17 protein-coding genes are annotated in these 16,151 nt (G+C 64.7%); 1 reads left to right on the top strand and 16 read right to left on the bottom strand.

Going from position 1 to position 16,151, the window contains the following annotated elements:
• Positions 1-155: 155 nt before the first annotated feature.
• Positions 156-1,817 (bottom strand): CHASE domain-containing protein, encoded by a 1,662-nt coding sequence (locus tag JQ507_02670; GenBank protein ID QRI70463.1) that lies wholly within the window; start codon positions 1,815-1,817, stop codon positions 156-158.
• Positions 1,818-2,212: 395 nt separating this feature from the next.
• On the opposite strand from JQ507_02670, the gene JQ507_02665 reads away from it, so the two are divergent.
• Positions 2,213-3,295 (top strand): ISAs1 family transposase, encoded by a 1,083-nt coding sequence (locus JQ507_02665; GenBank protein QRI70462.1) that lies wholly within the window; start codon positions 2,213-2,215, stop codon positions 3,293-3,295.
• A 226-nt stretch (positions 3,296-3,521) separates the two neighbouring features.
• On the opposite strand, the gene ureG is transcribed toward JQ507_02665, so the two are convergent.
• The 15 genes from ureG to urtA form a co-directional block, all read right to left on the bottom strand.
• Complete coding sequence (gene ureG, locus JQ507_02660; protein ID QRI70461.1) at positions 3,522-4,169, bottom strand: urease accessory protein UreG; 648 nt, start codon at positions 4,167-4,169, stop codon at positions 3,522-3,524.
• Positions 4,170-4,325: 156 nt separating this feature from the next.
• On the bottom strand, positions 4,326-5,063 hold the full coding sequence (locus JQ507_02655) for an urease accessory protein UreF (GenBank protein QRI70460.1): 738 nt from the start codon (positions 5,061-5,063) through the stop codon (positions 4,326-4,328).
• Positions 5,044-5,655 (bottom strand): urease accessory protein UreE, encoded by a 612-nt coding sequence (locus tag JQ507_02650; GenBank protein QRI70459.1) that lies wholly within the window; start codon positions 5,653-5,655, stop codon positions 5,044-5,046. The genes JQ507_02655 and JQ507_02650 overlap by 20 nt, the downstream gene beginning before the upstream one ends.
• A 21-nt stretch (positions 5,656-5,676) precedes the next feature.
• A complete protein-coding gene (locus JQ507_02645; GenBank protein QRI70458.1) occupies positions 5,677-5,976 on the bottom strand; it encodes an antibiotic biosynthesis monooxygenase in 300 nt (99 codons plus the stop codon).
• Positions 5,977-6,000: 24 nt separating this feature from the next.
• Positions 6,001-6,300 (bottom strand): antibiotic biosynthesis monooxygenase, encoded by a 300-nt coding sequence (locus JQ507_02640; protein ID QRI70457.1) that lies wholly within the window; start codon positions 6,298-6,300, stop codon positions 6,001-6,003.
• Positions 6,301-6,347: 47 nt separating this feature from the next.
• Entirely contained in the window at positions 6,348-8,063 is a 1,716-nt protein-coding gene (gene ureC, locus JQ507_02635) for an urease subunit alpha (GenBank protein ID QRI70456.1), read from the bottom strand.
• 36 nt (positions 8,064-8,099) lie between these two features.
• Positions 8,100-8,639, bottom strand: coding sequence for a bifunctional (p)ppGpp synthetase/guanosine-3',5'-bis(diphosphate) 3'-pyrophosphohydrolase (locus JQ507_02630; GenBank protein ID QRI70455.1), 540 nt, complete (start codon positions 8,637-8,639; stop codon positions 8,100-8,102).
• A gap of 163 nt (positions 8,640-8,802) precedes the next feature.
• Positions 8,803-9,108 (bottom strand): urease subunit beta, encoded by a 306-nt coding sequence (locus JQ507_02625; protein QRI70454.1) that lies wholly within the window; start codon positions 9,106-9,108, stop codon positions 8,803-8,805.
• Between the two features lie 9 nt (positions 9,109-9,117).
• Positions 9,118-9,420 (bottom strand): urease subunit gamma, encoded by a 303-nt coding sequence (locus tag JQ507_02620; GenBank protein ID QRI70453.1) that lies wholly within the window; start codon positions 9,418-9,420, stop codon positions 9,118-9,120.
• 46 nt (positions 9,421-9,466) lie between these two features.
• Positions 9,467-10,303, bottom strand: a complete 837-nt coding sequence (locus tag JQ507_02615; GenBank protein QRI70452.1) for an urease accessory protein UreD — start codon at positions 10,301-10,303, stop codon at positions 9,467-9,469.
• Between the two features lie 50 nt (positions 10,304-10,353).
• A complete protein-coding gene (gene urtE, locus JQ507_02610; protein ID QRI70451.1) occupies positions 10,354-11,049 on the bottom strand; it encodes an urea ABC transporter ATP-binding subunit UrtE in 696 nt (231 codons plus the stop codon).
• Positions 11,050-11,052: 3 nt separating this feature from the next.
• Complete coding sequence (gene urtD / locus JQ507_02605) at positions 11,053-11,814, bottom strand: urea ABC transporter ATP-binding protein UrtD (GenBank protein ID QRI70450.1); 762 nt, start codon at positions 11,812-11,814, stop codon at positions 11,053-11,055.
• Between the two features lie 4 nt (positions 11,815-11,818).
• Positions 11,819-12,988 (bottom strand): urea ABC transporter permease subunit UrtC, encoded by a 1,170-nt coding sequence (gene urtC / locus JQ507_02600; GenBank protein ID QRI70449.1) that lies wholly within the window; start codon positions 12,986-12,988, stop codon positions 11,819-11,821.
• Positions 12,985-14,541 carry an urea ABC transporter permease subunit UrtB gene (gene urtB / locus JQ507_02595; protein QRI73150.1) on the bottom strand — a complete coding sequence of 519 codons (1,557 nt, stop codon included), beginning with the start codon at positions 14,539-14,541 and terminating at the stop codon, positions 12,985-12,987. Before urtB ends, urtC begins: the two co-directional genes overlap by 4 nt.
• 153 nt (positions 14,542-14,694) lie before the next feature.
• Complete coding sequence (gene urtA / locus JQ507_02590; GenBank protein QRI70448.1) at positions 14,695-16,023, bottom strand: urea ABC transporter substrate-binding protein; 1,329 nt, start codon at positions 16,021-16,023, stop codon at positions 14,695-14,697.
• Positions 16,024-16,151 lie beyond the last annotated feature (128 nt).

The raw sequence follows: 16,151 nt of genomic DNA, 5'->3' as shown, positions 1-16,151 counted from the left end.
ATGCCCAAGCATGTTCAACGAAGTTTTAACACTCGGTCGCGGGCAAATACGGATGCGGGACGTCGTCACAGATGAAGCAGCGTCGTCCCGTGCGCCTGATTTCGATCAATCCGGGCAGCACGCGAGCGACACAACCTGGAGCGGCTGCAGCGGCTCTATTTCTTCCCCGGACGAACCGGGGCCGAGAACTGCTCGGTGCGGTCGCGCTCGGTCATGTCGACGACCGTGTCCATCGGCGCGGTGAGCTCGTAGACATAGGAGACGTCGGTGAAGTAGCGCTTCGCGGTGCCGCCGAGCGCCTCGGGCGCGACACGGTCGAGCAGGATCAGGCCGAAGTCGCTGTCGGCCCGCCGCGTCGCCTGGCTGGTGTTGAACTCCTCCCAGCGGAAATGGAAGACCGCGTCGGCATCCTCGCCCGTGACTTCCCAATTGGCGACGATATGCGGGTGCTTGCCGACCAGCGACAACCCTTCGTCGGAGTGCGAGGCGAGCTCGAAGAACAGCAGCGACAGCGATTGCGCGGCACGGGCGCTGACGGTGATGTCGGGACCGTTCACCGCGATCCGGTCGGCATGCGGGATCGCGCGCGATTCGAACAGGCCCTTCAGCTTGACGCCCTGCCACTGGCTCTCGCTGAGCAACGTGACGACATTCGACATCGCGTGGATGCGCCCGATCAGCAGCTCGCGCGCGACGTCGATGTCGGCGCCGTGCCGCAGCGTGCGGGTGACGATCGACTGGATCACCGCGAGGATGTTCTTGACCCGGTGGTTGAGCTCGTCGATCACGGCGGTCAGCCGGCGCTCGAAGCCGATCCGGACCTCGATCTCGCGGCTGAGGCGCAGATTGTTGTAGGCGACATAACCGAACAGGCCGCAGACGATCCCGGTCAGCGCGAGCCCGATCGCCGCGACGATGGTCGCGGTCTGCTGCGCGCGCACCGTGGCATTGCTCTTGGCGTAATAGTCGAGCGACCAGTCGCGGCCGCCGAACGTCACCGTGCGGACCATCGACGGCATCGGGCCGTCCTGGCGCACCGCGCGCGAGGTGACGAAGCCCTGCTCGTTGGCGGTGAACTCGTCGTTGGAATCGCGCGGGTCCTTTAAGGCTACCGCGAACAGCGAGGAATCGTCGTTGGTCAGCATCAGCGCCGACAATTCATACGAGAAGGTGATGAAGCCGGCGGGCTCGGAGGCGCCCTCCGGGAACACCGGCGCGGCGAGCACGACCCCGACCGGGCCGTTCAGCCGGAGCAGCGGCACCGGGTCCGAGGCCACCGGCTTGCCGCTCGCCATCGCCCGCGCCAGCATCGGACCGACCACCGAGTGACGATCGAAGGCGCGCCCCGGGATGCTCAAGGTCTCCGGATTGCGCGGCTCGACGTCCATCAGCACGTTGATCGGCTTGTCGAGCGCCTTGAGGTCGAGCGCCTGGTCGTCGAAATCCCGGATCGTCGGATTGGTGAAGCCGTTGGCCTTCAGCTCGGCCTCCGCCGCGGCAAGCTCATTCGGCCTGAGACGAGCGATCCAGGCCGCGAAGACGAAATCGGTCTTGAAGGCATAGATCGCCGAGCGCAGCGGCTGCAGCATGTTGGCCTTCACCATCGACGGCGTCCGGAACAGCCCCGAGGCCACCCGCGCCAGCAGCTCGCGCTCGGTCAGGCGGTCCTGCACCAGGCTGGCATGGACGTCGATCGCCCGCGCCAGCGCGATACCGTCGATCGCGAGCTCCTGATCGTGCACTCGATAGGCGGCAAGACCGGAGAGCAGAACTCCGATCAGAGCAATCAATGCAACGATGAAGCCCAGTCGAACCACACGCTTACTCGGCAATCAGGGGGTGGCGAAAGGGGACGGTAGGCATCTGGCTTCTGCGGGGGCGGCGACAAATCAGGGTGTGATGACGGCCGGCCGCAAAGGAATATGGAATAGCGATCATCGGTACGCAACAGGAGCCGGTCGGCAACATTAACGACGACGCCACCCGGCGGTCTTTGGCGGCACCAAAGGTTGCTAATCGTCAAAGTCGGAATTTGTTCCGGCGATTGCGCAGCTTTTTTGCGGCGGAGTATTAGGGAGCGGAGCTTGTGGCTCACCCCTCTCCCTGCCCTCCCCCGCAAGGGTAGGGGAATCGCATATGGCGATGGAGGGGTGTTGCCAAGCGGTTGGAACTGGATTCTTTGGGTGTCTCTCGCTTCCCGAGGGAGACCAGAATGCGCCAACTCAAGCGCCTGCTTCGACCACTCAAGGACCCCCGCGCCAGCAACGTGCGGCACGATCTGGTGGAGATCATCGTCATCGCCTTGGCGGCGACACTGGCCGGCGCCAAGACCTGCACCGAGTTCGAGTTCTTCGGCAAAGGCCGAGAGGAGCTGTTGCAGCGGTTCCTGGAGCTCAGATCCGGCATCCCCAGCCACGATACGTTCAGCAACGTCTTCCGTGCTCTGGACCCGAAGGGGTTGGAAGCGATTTTGCGCAAGCTCAGCAAGGGCTTCGGCATCAAGGGCGTGGTCAGCATCGACGGCAAGGCGTTGCGCGGCGCCTTCATGCGTGGGCGGCAATCCACACCGCTGCATATGGTCAATGTCTGGGCGGCAGGCACACGCATGGCGCTGGCTCAAAGGAAGGCCCCCAATCGCAACGAGGTTGCCGGCGTTCTCGAAGTCCTCGCCTCGCTCGATCTGGACGGCGCTCTTGTCACTGCCGACGCCTTGCATTGCCGGCCCGATGTCGCGCAGGCCATCCGCGACCGGAAGGGCCACTACGTTCTAGCCATCAAGAGCAATCGCGGCCGGCTCTTCAAGGCCGCCAAGGCGTTGCTCGACACCGCCCGACGGCCTGCGCGAGCAAGCCAGCGAAGAACCGCCGCCCACGATCGCATCGAGCGCCGGCAAGCCATCATCGTGCCGGCACCGCAATTGGCGAAGCAACATGGCTTCCCCGCTATCGTCGCGGTCGGCCGCATCGACAGCTGGCGCGCAACGGCCGGCAAGCCTGCCAAGCGGACGGCCCGATACTTTCTGGCTTCGCGGCGGCTGTCGGCCAAGAAGCTGCTCGACGTCGTCCGCGCCCACTGGAGCATCGAGAACAACCTGCACTGGGTTCTCGACGTTCTGTTCGACGAGGACGCTTGCCGCAGCCGCAAGGACCACGCCCCGGAGAACCTTGCCGTCATCCGCAAGCTCGCCATCAACGCCCTGCAAGCCACGCCAGGTCCAGCGCGGACCAGCCACAAAATGCTCCAGGCAAGATGGAGCAACGACTTCCTTCTCACCGTCCTGGCCCATATGCGATAGCCCTACCCGCAAGGGGGGAGGGAGCCCGACCATCGTGCTCACCTTACGTCAAAGCATACGGTTGCTTCACGGCATGCGATCGAGCGTCTCGAGAACAGCGCCGCGCTTGTAAGGGAAGCACAGGCGAAAGGGCTCCCTGCCCCCTTGCGGGGGAGGGCTGGGGAGAGGGGTGCCGCTTGCTCCGCTGGTAAGAACAGGCCGGCCGTGCGCCACAATGATTAACGCGCTACCTCGCCTTTCCCAGCTTGCCTGCACCCTGCGACCGAAGGCCGCCCTTGGTCTCGATGAAGCTGATGATGCGGTCGAGACCGTCGCTCTTCTTCAGATTGGTCATCACGAAGGGCCGCTCGCCGCGCATCCTTCTGGCGTCGGTGTCCATCTTCTCAAGCGACGCACCGACATGGGGCGCAAGGTCGATCTTGTTGATCACCAGGAGGTCGGATCGCGTGATGCCGGGACCGCCCTTGGAGGGGATCTTGTCGCCGGCGGCGACGTCGATGACATAGATCGTGAGATCCGCCAATTCGGGCGAGAAGGTCGCCGCCAGATTGTCACCGCCGGATTCGATCAGGACCAGATCGAGGTCGGGGAATTTTGCGCGCATGTCGGCGACCGCGGCGAGATTCATCGATGCGTCCTCGCGGATCGCAGTGTGCGGGCAGCCGCCGGTTTCGACGCCGGCAATGCGGTCTGGCGTCAGCGAGCCGGAGCGCACCAGAAATTCGGCATCCCATTTGGTGTAGATGTCGTTGGTGATCGCGGCGATGTCGTAGCGCTCGCGCATCGACTTGCAGAGCAGGTCCATCAGCGCGGTCTTGCCGGAGCCGACCGGACCGCCGACGCCGACGCGGAGTGGGCCGTGAGAACTGGGCATATCAATCCATCCATCATCGTCCCGGCGAAGGCCGGGACCCATTACCACCGAATTCAATTGCTGCGCGAAGCTGGGGCCACAGCACTGCATAACCACAAGCCTCGGTGGTTATGGGTCCCGGCCTTCGCCGGGACGACGGCTGGGGAGAGCTGCGCATCATGACCTAAACAGCCTCGTATACTGCGTCTCGTGGCGCAGGCTGGCGAGGTCGGCCCGAAAGGTCGCGCTGCCGAGATCGTCGAGCGCGGCTGCATCGGCCCGCGCTGCGGTCGCGGCGACGACCGGCTCGAGATCCGCCAGCACGCGCTGACTGTCGGTCTGCCCGAGCGGGATCAGCCGGCTGCCTGCCGAGATCCAGTTCGACACCACGGCATGCAGGAAAGCATGCAGCGACGGCGCCAGCCGAATGCCGTGCGCCGCGCTGACGATGCCGACCGCAACCGGGTAGACGATCGGCCCGTCGCAGGCCGCGACCATCGCGTCGAGACCGGACGAATTCCAGGCGGCACGGGCGATCTCGATGAAGGCGCGCCCCTGTGTCGTGGTCTCGAGCTGCCGCTCGCGCGACGGCACGAAGGCCGCGGCGAGCTCGGCGATCTCTTTCAGCCCGGCGCAGTCTTGCTCCGCCGCCGCGCGAAAGCTTTGCGCGAGAAACACGGCGTCGCAAAATCCGCTGCCGTCGCTGAGCATCGCGGCGAGCCAGTCGCGCAGCGAGGCGGCGTCAGTGATGTCGCCGGCCTCGACCGCCCATTCGATGCCGCTGGAATAGGCGAACGCCCCCACCGGAAAAGACGGCGACAGCCACGTCAGCAGCCGGTACAGCGCGGCCGCCTCGTCATCCGCGATCCCGCCGCGCATCGCGGCGGGATCGGGCTCATTTGTGGTCATGAGCATGGGAGTGGTCGTGGTGATGATGAGCGTGCTCGCAATGCTCATCATGATGGTGGTCGTGGTCGTGCCCGTGATCATGATCATGGTGGTGACCATGGTCATGCGCATGGCTGTGGGCATGATCGTGCCCGGTGTGACCATGCGCGTGCGCGTCGGCGTGCGCATGCTCGGCATAGGCGCCGCCCTCGGGATCGAACGGCGCCTCGATCTCGATGACGCGGGCCCCTAACCCCTTCACCATCGCCTCGATGACGTGATCGCGCCGGATGCGCAGGCCCTTCGGCATGATCTGCGTCGGCAGATGGCGGTTGCCGAGATGCCAGGCGACCCGGATCAGGTGATGCGGATCGCTGCCGCGGATTTCCGCGAGCGGCTCGGGAGCCGCGACCACCTCGACCAGGCGGCCGTCCTCCAGCACCAGCGCATCGCCGCCGCGCAACGCGACGGCGTTTTCGAGGTCGAGCAGGAATTCGAGCCCGCGCGTCCCGGTCATCGCCATCCGCCGCCGGTGCCGGTCGTCGAAATCGAGCACGACGGTGTCGGCCGCCGCTTCCTTGAAGCGATGCTGTCCCAGGACCTTGGTTGCGCGGATCATCGAACCCTTCATGCCGATACGTTAGAGCTTCTGAACCTTGGCGTCGCTGATGATCTCGATCACCGTCGGGCCGGTCTTCATGTCGGCGGAATATTCGCGCCACACCTTCATGTGCGGCGCCTTGCTGTGTGCGGTCAGGTCGTCGCGGGTTTCCCAGCGCTCCACCACCACATACAGATTGGGATCGTTGACGCTGACATGGCCCTCATAGGAGAGGCAGCCCTTCTCCTTGTGGGTCTCGGCGATGCACGCCTTGTGCCCCCGAATGAAGTCGTCCTTGTTTTCCGGCTTCATCGGGGTAGTCGCGATGACATAGATCATGATGTTGCTCCGTTGTTGTTTTTATTACCGGACGTCGACTTTCTCGGGCGTGATCACCTCGATTTTCGGCGGCGCAGCCATGCACTTCACGGCGACCCGGCCGAACGTCTTCATGTGCTCGGCGGTGCGATGCGGCACCAGCGCGTCGGCGTTCTCCCACTGCTCGACAAACACCAACTTGCTGTGGTCGGTGACGCTCTCGTGCAGGTCGTAGGCGATGTTGCCGGGCTCCTTGCGGGTTTCCTTGATGCAGGCCGTCGCCGCGGCGATGAATTCGGCGCGGGTCTCGGGCTTGATGGTCAGCGTAGCAACGACGTAAATCACGGAAATTCCTCCCGGTTTCTTTTCTAGGTAAGTTACCGGGGGTGGTTTTAGAACATAAAATAGCGCTGTGCCATGGGCAGCACCTCAGCAGGCGCGCAGGTCAGCAGCTCGCCGTCTGCGCGTACCTCATAGGTCTCCGGATCGACCTCGATCTCGGGCGTCGCGTCGTTGTGGATCATGCTCTTCTTGGAGATTTTCCCACGGGTGTTCTGCACCGCGTAGAGCTTCTTGCTGATGCCGAGCTTGCGGGCGAGGCCGCCGGTGACCGCGGCCTTCGAGGTGAACACCACCGAGGAGGCGGTCAGCGACTTGCCGAACGCGGCGAACATCGGCTGGTAATGCACCGGCTGCGGCGTCGGGATCGAGGCATTGGGATCGCCCATCGGAGCTGCCACGATCGAGCCGGCCTTGATGATGCAGTCCGGCTTGACGCCGAAGAACGCCGGCGACCACAGCACGAGGTCGGCCATCTTGCCCTTCTCGACCGAGCCGATCAGCTTCGACACGCCATGCGCGATCGCGGGGTTGATGGTGTACTTGGCGATGTAGCGCTTGACGCGGAAATTGTCGTTGTCGTTGCCCTTGTCCTGCGGCAGCGCGCCGCGCTGCTTCTTCATCTTGTCGGCGGTCTGCCAGGTGCGGATGATGACCTCGCCCAAGCGGCCCATCGCCTGCGAGTCCGACGACATCATCGAGAGCGCGCCGAGATCGTGCAGGATGTCTTCGGCGGCAATGGTCTCCTTGCGGATCCGGCTCTCGGCAAAGGCGAGGTCTTCGGCGATCGACGGGTCGAGATGGTGGCACACCATCAGCATGTCCAAATGCTCGTCGATGGTGTTGCGGGTGAACGGCCGGGTCGGATTGGTCGATGACGGCAGCACGTTCTTCAGGCCGGCAATCTTGATGATGTCGGGCGCGTGGCCGCCCCCGGCGCCTTCGGTATGGAAGGCGTGGATGGTGCGGCCCTTGAAGGCCTTCACGGTGTCCTCGACGAAGCCGGACTCGTTCAACGTGTCCGAATGCAGCATCACCTGGACGTCATAGTCGTCGGCAACCGACAGGCAGGTGTCGATCGCCGACGGCGTGGTGCCCCAATCCTCGTGCAGCTTCAGCGCGCAGGCGCCGCCCTTGATCATCTCGACCAGCGCCGCCGGACGCGACGCATTGCCCTTTCCGGAGATGCCGAGATTGACCGGAAAGGCGTCGAACGACTGGATCATCCGCCCCATGTGCCACGGGCCGGGCGTGCAGGTGGTGGCGAAGGTGCCGTGCGACGGACCGGTGCCGCCGCCCAGCATCGAGGTGACGCCCGCCATCAGCGCGTGCTCGATCTGCTGCGGGCAGATGAAATGGATGTGGCTGTCGAATCCACCCGCGGTAAGGATCTTGCCCTCGCCCGCGATCACGTCGGTGCCGGGGCCGATCACGATGGTGACGTTGGGCTGGATGTCGGGATTGCCGGCCTTGCCGATCGCCGCGATCATGCCCTCCTTGATCGCGACGTCGGCCTTGACGATGCCCCAGTGATCGACGATCAGCGCATTGGTGATGACGGTGTCGGCCGCGCCCTGCGCATTGGTCACCTGCGACTGCCCCATGCCGTCGCGGATCACCTTGCCGCCGCCGAACTTCACCTCCTCGCCATAGGTGGTGAGGTCCTTCTCGACCTCGATGATCAGATCGGTGTCGGCGAGCCGCACCTTGTCGCCGGTGGTGGGGCCGAACATGTCGGCATAGACGGAACGCTTGATCTTCACGGACATGTCAGCCCCGTTTGTGTTTGAATTGTTGACCGGCGGTCACAACGAGCGCCTCGCCCTTCGCACCACGTCGTCGAACTTCGTATCAAGCCAGGGATTGCCGCCACGACAGCCCGCGACCACTTGCTCGGCCCAAGCGGTGTAGTCGACCAGATCGTCGCGCTCCTCCGTCGTCGGATCAGAGTGAATACGCGCGCCGATATTGCTGATCTTGTCGGCAATCTTGATCAGCTTGGCGTCGGCCGACTTCTTGGGCGCGTCGACGACTTGCAGCCGCCGCCGCTCGGCCTTTGGCAGGCTCATGTCATCGGTGCATTCGATGACGAGGAGGGCCACGCGATCAGAGAACCTCGCCGAGAGCTCTTCGCGTGTGGTGTCGGTGTCCTCCATCGTATCGTGCAGCCAGCCGGCCGCAACGAGTTCGGCATCCGCACCATCGGTCGCGATCGCAAGCAGGTTCGCGACCTCGGCGAGATGGTTGATGTAGGGCTCGTTGCCCCGTCCCTTCCGCGCCATGCCGTTGTGCCGGCGTGCGGCAAGATCGGCAGCTTCGGAGATGAGGCGGATTGCAGGAAGCATGGTTACAAAGCTCCCCTCTGATCGCAACCGCAGTTGGCGTGAGAACGAGAAGCGACTTCGATTGGCGCCCGGGGCTTACCCCTCTCCCCAACCCTCCCCCGCAAGGGGGGAGGGAGCCTGAGCAGCGTGCTCACCTCACCTGACACCAAGGCAACCTCGCACGTCACAGCTTCCCCTTCACCTCGGCACGAAACCCGTAGATCACGCGCTTGCCGGCGAGGGCGACGAGTTGGACGTCGCGGGTCTGGCCGGGTTCGAAGCGGACGGCGGTGCCGGCGGCGATGTCGAGGCGCATGCCGCGGGCCTTCTTGCGGTCGAATTTCAGCGCCGGATTGGTCTCGAAGAAATGATAGTGCGAGCCGACCTGGATCGGGCGGTCGCCGCTGTTGGCGACCGACAGCGTCACGGTCTTGCGGCCGGCATTGAGCTCGATCTCGCCGTCCTTGATGAAGAGTTCGCCGGGGATCATGTCGCGCTCCTATCGGATCGGCTCGTGGACGGTGACGAGCTTGGTGCCGTCGGGGAAGGTCGCCTCGACCTGGATGTCGTGGATCATCTCCGGAATGCCGGTCATCACCTGGTCGCGGGTCAGCACCTTGGCGCCGGCCTGCATCAGCTCGGCGACGGTGCGGCCGTCGCGCGCGCCCTCGACGATGAAATCGGTGATCAGCGCGATCGCCTCGGGATGGTTCAGCTTGACGCCGCGCTCGAGCCGGCGGCGCGCCACCATGGCCGCCATCGAAACCAGCAGCTTGTCCTTTTCGCGGGGAGACAAATTCATGCGAGCACTCTGCAAGCGTTGAAAGGATGAGTTGAGCCACAGGCCTTTAGTTAAGCCAGAGTCTTGGCAGCGGGACGATGGAGGCGCGGCCGAGCACCGCCATCATGTCGGCGCGCAACCGGGCCGCATCTTGGGCACAGAAGCGCGCCATTGCAAAGCCATTCCAGGCCGAGATGCCGACTTCACCTCCGAAGCTTTCCGACGCCTCGCGGATGCGCTCGACCAGCGCCTCGTCGCCCGGCACGATCAGCGCCGTGCCGATCGCGCAGCCGCCGCCTGCAATCGCGGGCCTTGCCAGCTTCTCGCCGATCTCGCCGTCGAGCCTGACGGTCTCGGCAAACGCAAGCCGGCCGCCACGGCGCATCCGCCAGCGGTCGACGAATTCACCATGGCGCATGATCTCGCCCATCGCAGCGCGGCCGAACACCACGATCTCGCAGAGCAGGAGCGAGGCCCCCTCGGCAAGGTCGATGTCGAAGCTCCTGACGATGCGCGCGCGGTCGAACAGGATAGTCTCCTGCGGCAGCCAGGAGAGATGCGCGCCGTCCGCGACGCTGAGCGAGATATCAAGCTGGGCAGCGGCGCCGGGCGCGCGATAGACCTTCTCAGCGGCTGCCGTGGTCAGCGTCAAGCGTGCGCCCTCGCCGGCCGAGATGCCAATCTCGAAGCGGTCTCCGCCGGCGATACCGCCGGCCGTATTGACGAACATGGCCGAGAGGCCGTCGTCCTCCGGCGACGGGAAGCGGACGCGCAGCGAGCCCGACTCATGCAGGTCGCCCCGCCGGGTCGCGCCGTCCTTGCGATGCACGCCGAACCGCACTGCGCCCTGGGCGCGGTTTGCCGCAAACGTCGCCGCCGCCGCGCCTGCGATCCCGCTCCGCATTCCCCCGACGCTCCCTCACGCGCGCCATGAAAGGCGGCGTCACATTGTCTTCACAGCGCCATCTGGCGGCTGATCTCGGCGGGATCGAGGCTTGCGCGGTCGCAGGCATATTTCACCGCACCCCGGTCCATCACGGCAAAACTGTCGCCGAGTTCGCAGGCAAAGTCGAGATATTGTTCGACCAGCACGATGGCGATGTTGCCGAGGTTGCGCAGATAGGAGATGGCGCGGCCGATATCCTTGATGATCGAGGGCTGGATGCCCTCGGTCGGCTCGTCGAGCAGCAGGAGTTTTGGCCGCATCACCAGCGCGCGGCCGATTGCGAGCTGCTGCTGCTGGCCGCCGGAGAGGTCGCCGCCGCGGCGGCCCAGCATGGTCTGCAGCACCGGAAACAGCGAGAACACGTCATCGGGGATGTTGCGGTCCTCGCGCTTCAGCGGGCCGAAGCCGGTCTTCAGATTCTCTTCCACCGTCAGCAGCGGGAAGATCTCGCGGCCCTGCGGCACGAAGCCGATGCCGCGCCGCGCCCGCTCATAAGGCTTCAGCGCGGTGATGTCCTTGCCGTCGAAATTGATCGCGCCTGACGCGATCGGATACTGCCCGACCATGGCGCGCAGCAGCGAGGTCTTGCCGACGCCGTTGCGGCCGAGCACGCAGGTGACCTTGCCCGGCTCGGCGGTCAGCGAGACGCCGCGCAGCGCCTGCGCCGCGCCGTAATAGAGATTGATGTTGTCGACCTTCAGCATCGCCTAGCGCCCCAGATACACTTCGACCACCCGCTCGTTCGACGACACCTGGTCGATCGAGCCTTCGGCGAGCACCGTGCCCTCGTGCAGGCAGGTCACCTTGACGCCGAGCTCGCGGACGAAGGTCATGTCGTGCTCGACCACCATGATGGTGTGGTTCTTGTTGATCTCCTTGAGAAGCTCAGCGGTCAGATGGGTCTCGACATCGGTCATGCCGGCGACCGGCTCGTCGACCAGCAGCACCTTGGGGTCCTGCGCCAGCAGCATGCCGATCTCGAGCCACTGCTTCTGGCCGTGCGACAGGCTGCCGGCGAGGCGGTTGCGCGCATCGGTCAGGCGGATGGTCTCGAGCACCTTGTCGATCCGCTCGGCTTCGGCCTTGCTGCCGCGCCAGAACAGCGTGCCGCGCACCGAATGATCGACATTGAGCGCGAGCAGCAGATTGTCCTGCACGGTCTGGCTCTCGAACACCGTCGGTTTCTGGAATTTGCGCCCGATGCCGAGCTCGGCGATGCGAGTTTCGTCGAGCCGGGTCAAATCGACGATGCCGTCGAACAGCACGGTGCCCTGGTCCGGCTTGGTCTTGCCGGTGATGATGTCCATCATCGTGGTCTTGCCGGCGCCGTTCGGGCCGATGATGGCGCGCATCTCGCCCGGCGCGAGCGTCAGCGACAGATTGTTGATGGCGTGGAAGCCGTCGAACGAGACATGCACGCCGTCGAGATAGAGCATGGCCGAGGTGGCGCGGGTATCCATCACGTTCATCTGCCTACTCCGCCGGGTTCGGCGCGCCGACGCCGTCTTCGCGCGCAGCGCTGTCGGCGTCGGGAGAGCCGTTCCTTGACTTTGTCGTCTCCCACCAGGAATTGATCGTGCCGACGATGCCCTTCGGCAACAGCAGCGTCACCAGGATGAACAGTGCGCCCAGCATGAACAGCCAGTATGGCGCGAGCGGCCCCGAGGTGAAGAACGTCTTGGCGTAGTTGACCACAACGGCGCCGAGCGCGGCACCGATCAACGTGCCGCGGCCGCCGACCGCGACCCAGATTACCGCCTCGATCGAATTGCCCGGCGCGAACTCGCTCGGATTGATGATGCCGACCTGCGGCACATAGAGCGCGCCGGCGACGCCGGCCATGCAGGCCGACAGCGTGAACACGAACAGCTTGTAGGATTCGACGCGATAGCCGAGGAAGCGCGTGCGGCTTTCGGCGTCGCGCACCGCGATCAGCACCTTGCCGAGCTTCGAGGTCACGATCGCGCGACAGATCAGGAACGCGACGATCAGCGCCAGGCAGCTCAGCAGGAACAGCGCGGCCCGCGTTCCTTCGGCCTGCACGTTGAAGCCGAGGATGTCCTTGAAGTCGGTCAGGCCGTTGTTGCCGCCGAAGCCGAAATCGTTGCGGAAGAACGCCAGCAGCAGCGCATAGGTCATCGCCTGGGTGATGATCGACAGATAGACGCCGGTGACCCGCGAGCGGAAGGCGAGCCAGCCGAAGCAGAAGGCGAGCAGGCCCGGCACCAACAGCACCATCAGCGCCGCGAAGGCGAACTTGTCGAAGCCGTACCAGTACCACGGCAGTTTGTCCCAGTTCAGGAACACCATGAAGTCAGGCAGGATCGGGTTGCCGTAGACGCCGCGGCTGCCGATCTGCCGCATCAGATACATGCCCATCGCATAGCCGCCGAGCGCGAAGAATGCGCCGTGACCAAGCGAGAGAATCCCGCAATAGCCCCAGATCAGATCGATCGAGAGCGCGAGGATGGCGTAGCAGACATATTTGCCCCACAGCGCCACCAGATAGGTCGGCACCTGGAACATCGAGCCCTGCGGCAGCAGCAGGTTCGACAGCGGGATCAGCACGCCGACCGCGGCGACGATCAGCACGAAGGCGATCGCGGCGCGGTCGAGCGAACGCGTCAGGATGTGCGGCGTCATGCTTCCACCGCCCGGCCCTTGAGCGCGAACAGGCCGCGCGGCCGCTTCTGGATGAACAGGATGATCAGCACCAGGATCGCGATCTTGCCGAGCACCGCGCCCGCCACCGGCTCGAGGAACTTGTTGGCGATGCCGAGCGTGAAGGCGCCGACCAGCGTGCCCCAGAGATTGCCGACGCCGCCGAACACCACGACCATGAATGAATCGATGATGTAGCTCTGGCCTAGATTCGGGCTGACATTGTCGATCTGCGACAGCGCCACGCCGGCGATGCCGGCAATTCCCGAGCCGAGGCCGAAGGTCAGCGCGTCGACCCGCGAGGTGGCGATCCCCATCGAGGCCGCCATGCGGCGGTTCTGCGTCACCGCGCGCATCTCGAGGCCGAGCGCGGTGTAGCGCAGCATCGCGAGCAGGATCGCGAACACCGCGAGCGTGAAGCAGAGGATCCAGAGCCGGTTATAGGTGATGGTGATCTGGCCGAGCTCGAAGGCGCCGCTCATCCAGGAGGGATTGCCGACCTCGCGGTTGGTCGGGCCGAACGCGGTGCGCACCGCCTGCTGCAGCACCAGCGACAGGCCCCAGGTCGCGAGCAGCGTCTCCAGCGGGCGGCCGTAGAGGAAGCGGATGATGGTGCGCTCGATCAGCACGCCGATGAAGCCCGCGACCAGGAACGCGAGCGGCACCGCGATCAGCAGCGAGTAATCGAACAGCGCGGGATAACGGGTGCGGATCACCTCCTGCACCACGAAGGTGGTGTAGGCCCCGAGCATCACCATCTCGCCATGCGCCATGTTGATGACGCCCATCACGCCGAAGGTGATGGCAAGCCCGATCGCCGCGAGCAGCAGCACCGAGCCGAGCGACAGGCCGTACCAGGCATTCTGCACCATCGACCACATCGCCAGATTGCTCTGGATCGAGGACACCGCGCCCGCCGCCGCCTTGGCGACCGGCGGCGGCTGATCGCCAAGCCCGGTGAGCAGCGCCAGCGCCTCCTGGTCGCCGCGCGCCTTGACCACGGCAACCGCATCGAGCTTGTCGCTGTCGGATGCATCCGACTTGAACAGGACGATGGCGGCGCGCGCCTCGGCGAAGGCCTGCTTGATCGGCTTGACGCTCTCCTTGGCGAGCGCGCTCTCGACCGTCGGCAGCAGATTCTCTTCGTGGCTCTTGAACACCGACTGCGCCGCGGCGAGGCGCTTGGCCGGATCCGGCGACAGCAGCGTCAGGCCGCCGAGCGCGGCCTCCACGGTGCGGCGCAGGCGGTTGTTGAGCCGCACGGCTGCGGCGTTGTCGGGCAGCTTGTCGACGGCAGCGCCCGTGGTGGCGTCGACGATCTTGCCGTCGGCCTGCGTGATGAAGACCTTCTTGCTGTCCGGATCGGCCGACAGCCGGCCGTCCTGCAGCGCGCTGATAATGGGCGACGCCAACGCATTGCCCGATGCGGCGATCTCGCCGACCGCGGCTTCAGTGTCGGAGAACTCGTCATTTGCGAATTTGGCGACCGAATCCTCGAACGGGCCGGCCAGCGCCGGCACAGCAAGGCAGCTCAGCAGCAGGATCCAGAGACAAAGCGTACGAAAACGATCAATACAAATGGCAAACACGTCAGGACCCCGGCAGGAGTGGGAGGAGAAGGCGGCGAGCGACGCCGCCTTCTCCAATGTTGGAAGGTTGTGTTGTGTCGTTAGGTCAGCAGCGCTCGATTACGAGCCCTGGCCGCCGCACTTGTTGGTCTTGGTGTTGTAATTGCCGCACTTCTTGCCGACCCAGTCGCCGATCAGGTCCTTGGAGCCCTCGAGTTCCTTCGACCAGGCGTCGCCGGCCACCAGGCCCGGGGTCTTCCAGACCACGTCGAACTGGCCGTTGCCCTTGATCTCGCCGATGAACACCGGCTTGGTGATGTGGTGGTTCGGCAGCATCTTCGAGGTGCCGCCAGTCAGGTTCGGCGCCTCGGTGCCGGGAAGCGCGTCGATCACCTTGTCCGGATCGGTCGACTTCACCTTCTCGACCGCCTTCACCCACATGTTGAAGCCGATGTAGTGCGCTTCCATCGGATCGTTGGTCACGCGCTTCGGATTCTTGGTGTAGGCCTGCCACTCCTTGATGAACTTCTCGTTCGCCGGGGTCTTGATCGACTCGAAGTAGTTCCAGGCGGCGAGATGGCCGAGCAGCGGCTTGGTGTCGATGCCGGCGAGCTCTTCTTCGCCGACCGAGAACGCGACCACCGGGATGTCGGTCGCCTTGATGCCCTGGTTACCGAGCTCCTTGTAGAACGGAACGTTGGCGTCGCCGTTGATGGTCGAGACCACCGCGGTCTTCTTGCCGGCCGAACCGAACTTCTTGATGTCGGCCACGATCGTCTGCCAGTCGGAGTGACCGAACGGCGTGTAGTTGATCATGATGTCGTCCTGGGCGACGCCCTTCGACTTCAGATAGGCTTCCAGGATCTTGTTGGTGGTGCGCGGATAGACGTAGTCGGTGCCGGCCAGCACCCAGCGCTTCACCTTCTCTTCCTTCATCAGATAATCGACGGCGGGGATTGCCTGCTGGTTCGGCGCCGCGCCCGTGTAGAACACGTTGCGCTCGGACTCCTCGCCCTCATACTGCACCGGGTAGAACAGGATGTTGTTCAGCTCCTTGAACACCGGCAGCACGGACTTGCGCGACACCGAGGTCCAGCAGCCGAACACGACCGCAACCTTGTCCTTGGTGATCAGCTCGCGGGCCTTTTCGGCGAACAGAGGCCAGTTCGATGCGGGGTCGACCACGACGGGCTCGAGCTTCTTGCCGAGCACGCCGCCCTTCTTGTTCTGCTCGTCGATCAGGAAAAGGATGGTGTCCTTCAGCGTGGTTTCGCTGATCGCCATGGTGCCCGACAGCGAGTGAAGGATACCAACCTTGATGGTGTCGTCGGCCGCTTGCGCGGGCGCGAAGGGCGAGGACGCTGCCAGGCCCAAAACCAGGCCGGCCGTCGCCGCGAGTGCGCGGCGGCGGGTCATCGTCGCTATTCCTTGAGTAAGCTGAGTAAGCATGAAATGTCGTCTCCCTGACGCAGGCGTGAACGCTTGCGAAACGGCCGCATGGCCGCCTGCGGTTAAGGGAATCGCAAGAACTGTGCCACGGTGCGTGGGCACCGTAAGCCGATGAACCAACTGGATAA

Source organism: Bradyrhizobium sp. PSBB068 (genome assembly GCA_016839165.1).
GTDB lineage: Bacteria > Pseudomonadota > Alphaproteobacteria > Rhizobiales > Xanthobacteraceae > Bradyrhizobium.
Note: the sequence above shows the minus strand (reverse complement) of the source record. Positions and strands in the feature narration are given on the sequence as shown.

Bases quoted from the DNA above. Each gene is read 5' to 3' on its own strand.
- JQ507_02615 (QRI70452.1), bottom strand. From the start codon at position 10,303: ATGCGGAGCGGGATCGCAGGCGCGGCGGCGGCGACGTTTGCGGCAAAC.
- ureG (QRI70461.1), bottom strand. From the start codon at position 4,169: ATGCCCAGTTCTCACGGCCCACTCCGCGTCGGCGTCGGCGGTCCGGTC.
- JQ507_02665 (QRI70462.1), top strand. From the start codon at position 2,213: ATGCGCCAACTCAAGCGCCTGCTTCGACCACTCAAGGACCCCCGCGCC.
- urtD (QRI70450.1), bottom strand. From the start codon at position 11,814: ATGAACGTGATGGATACCCGCGCCACCTCGGCCATGCTCTATCTCGAC.
- JQ507_02625 (QRI70454.1), bottom strand. From the start codon at position 9,108: ATGATCCCCGGCGAACTCTTCATCAAGGACGGCGAGATCGAGCTCAAT.
- JQ507_02645 (QRI70458.1), bottom strand. From the start codon at position 5,976: ATGATCTATGTCATCGCGACTACCCCGATGAAGCCGGAAAACAAGGAC.
- urtA (QRI70448.1), bottom strand. From the start codon at position 16,023: ATGCTTACTCAGCTTACTCAAGGAATAGCGACGATGACCCGCCGCCGC.
- JQ507_02650 (QRI70459.1), bottom strand. From the start codon at position 5,655: ATGATCCGCGCAACCAAGGTCCTGGGACAGCATCGCTTCAAGGAAGCG.
- JQ507_02655 (QRI70460.1), bottom strand. From the start codon at position 5,063: ATGCTCATGACCACAAATGAGCCCGATCCCGCCGCGATGCGCGGCGGG.
- JQ507_02630 (QRI70455.1), bottom strand. From the start codon at position 8,639: ATGCTTCCTGCAATCCGCCTCATCTCCGAAGCTGCCGATCTTGCCGCA.
- ureC (QRI70456.1), bottom strand. From the start codon at position 8,063: ATGTCCGTGAAGATCAAGCGTTCCGTCTATGCCGACATGTTCGGCCCC.
- urtC (QRI70449.1), bottom strand. From the start codon at position 12,988: ATGACGCCGCACATCCTGACGCGTTCGCTCGACCGCGCCGCGATCGCC.
- JQ507_02620 (QRI70453.1), bottom strand. From the start codon at position 9,420: ATGAATTTGTCTCCCCGCGAAAAGGACAAGCTGCTGGTTTCGATGGCG.
- urtE (QRI70451.1), bottom strand. From the start codon at position 11,049: ATGCTGAAGGTCGACAACATCAATCTCTATTACGGCGCGGCGCAGGCG.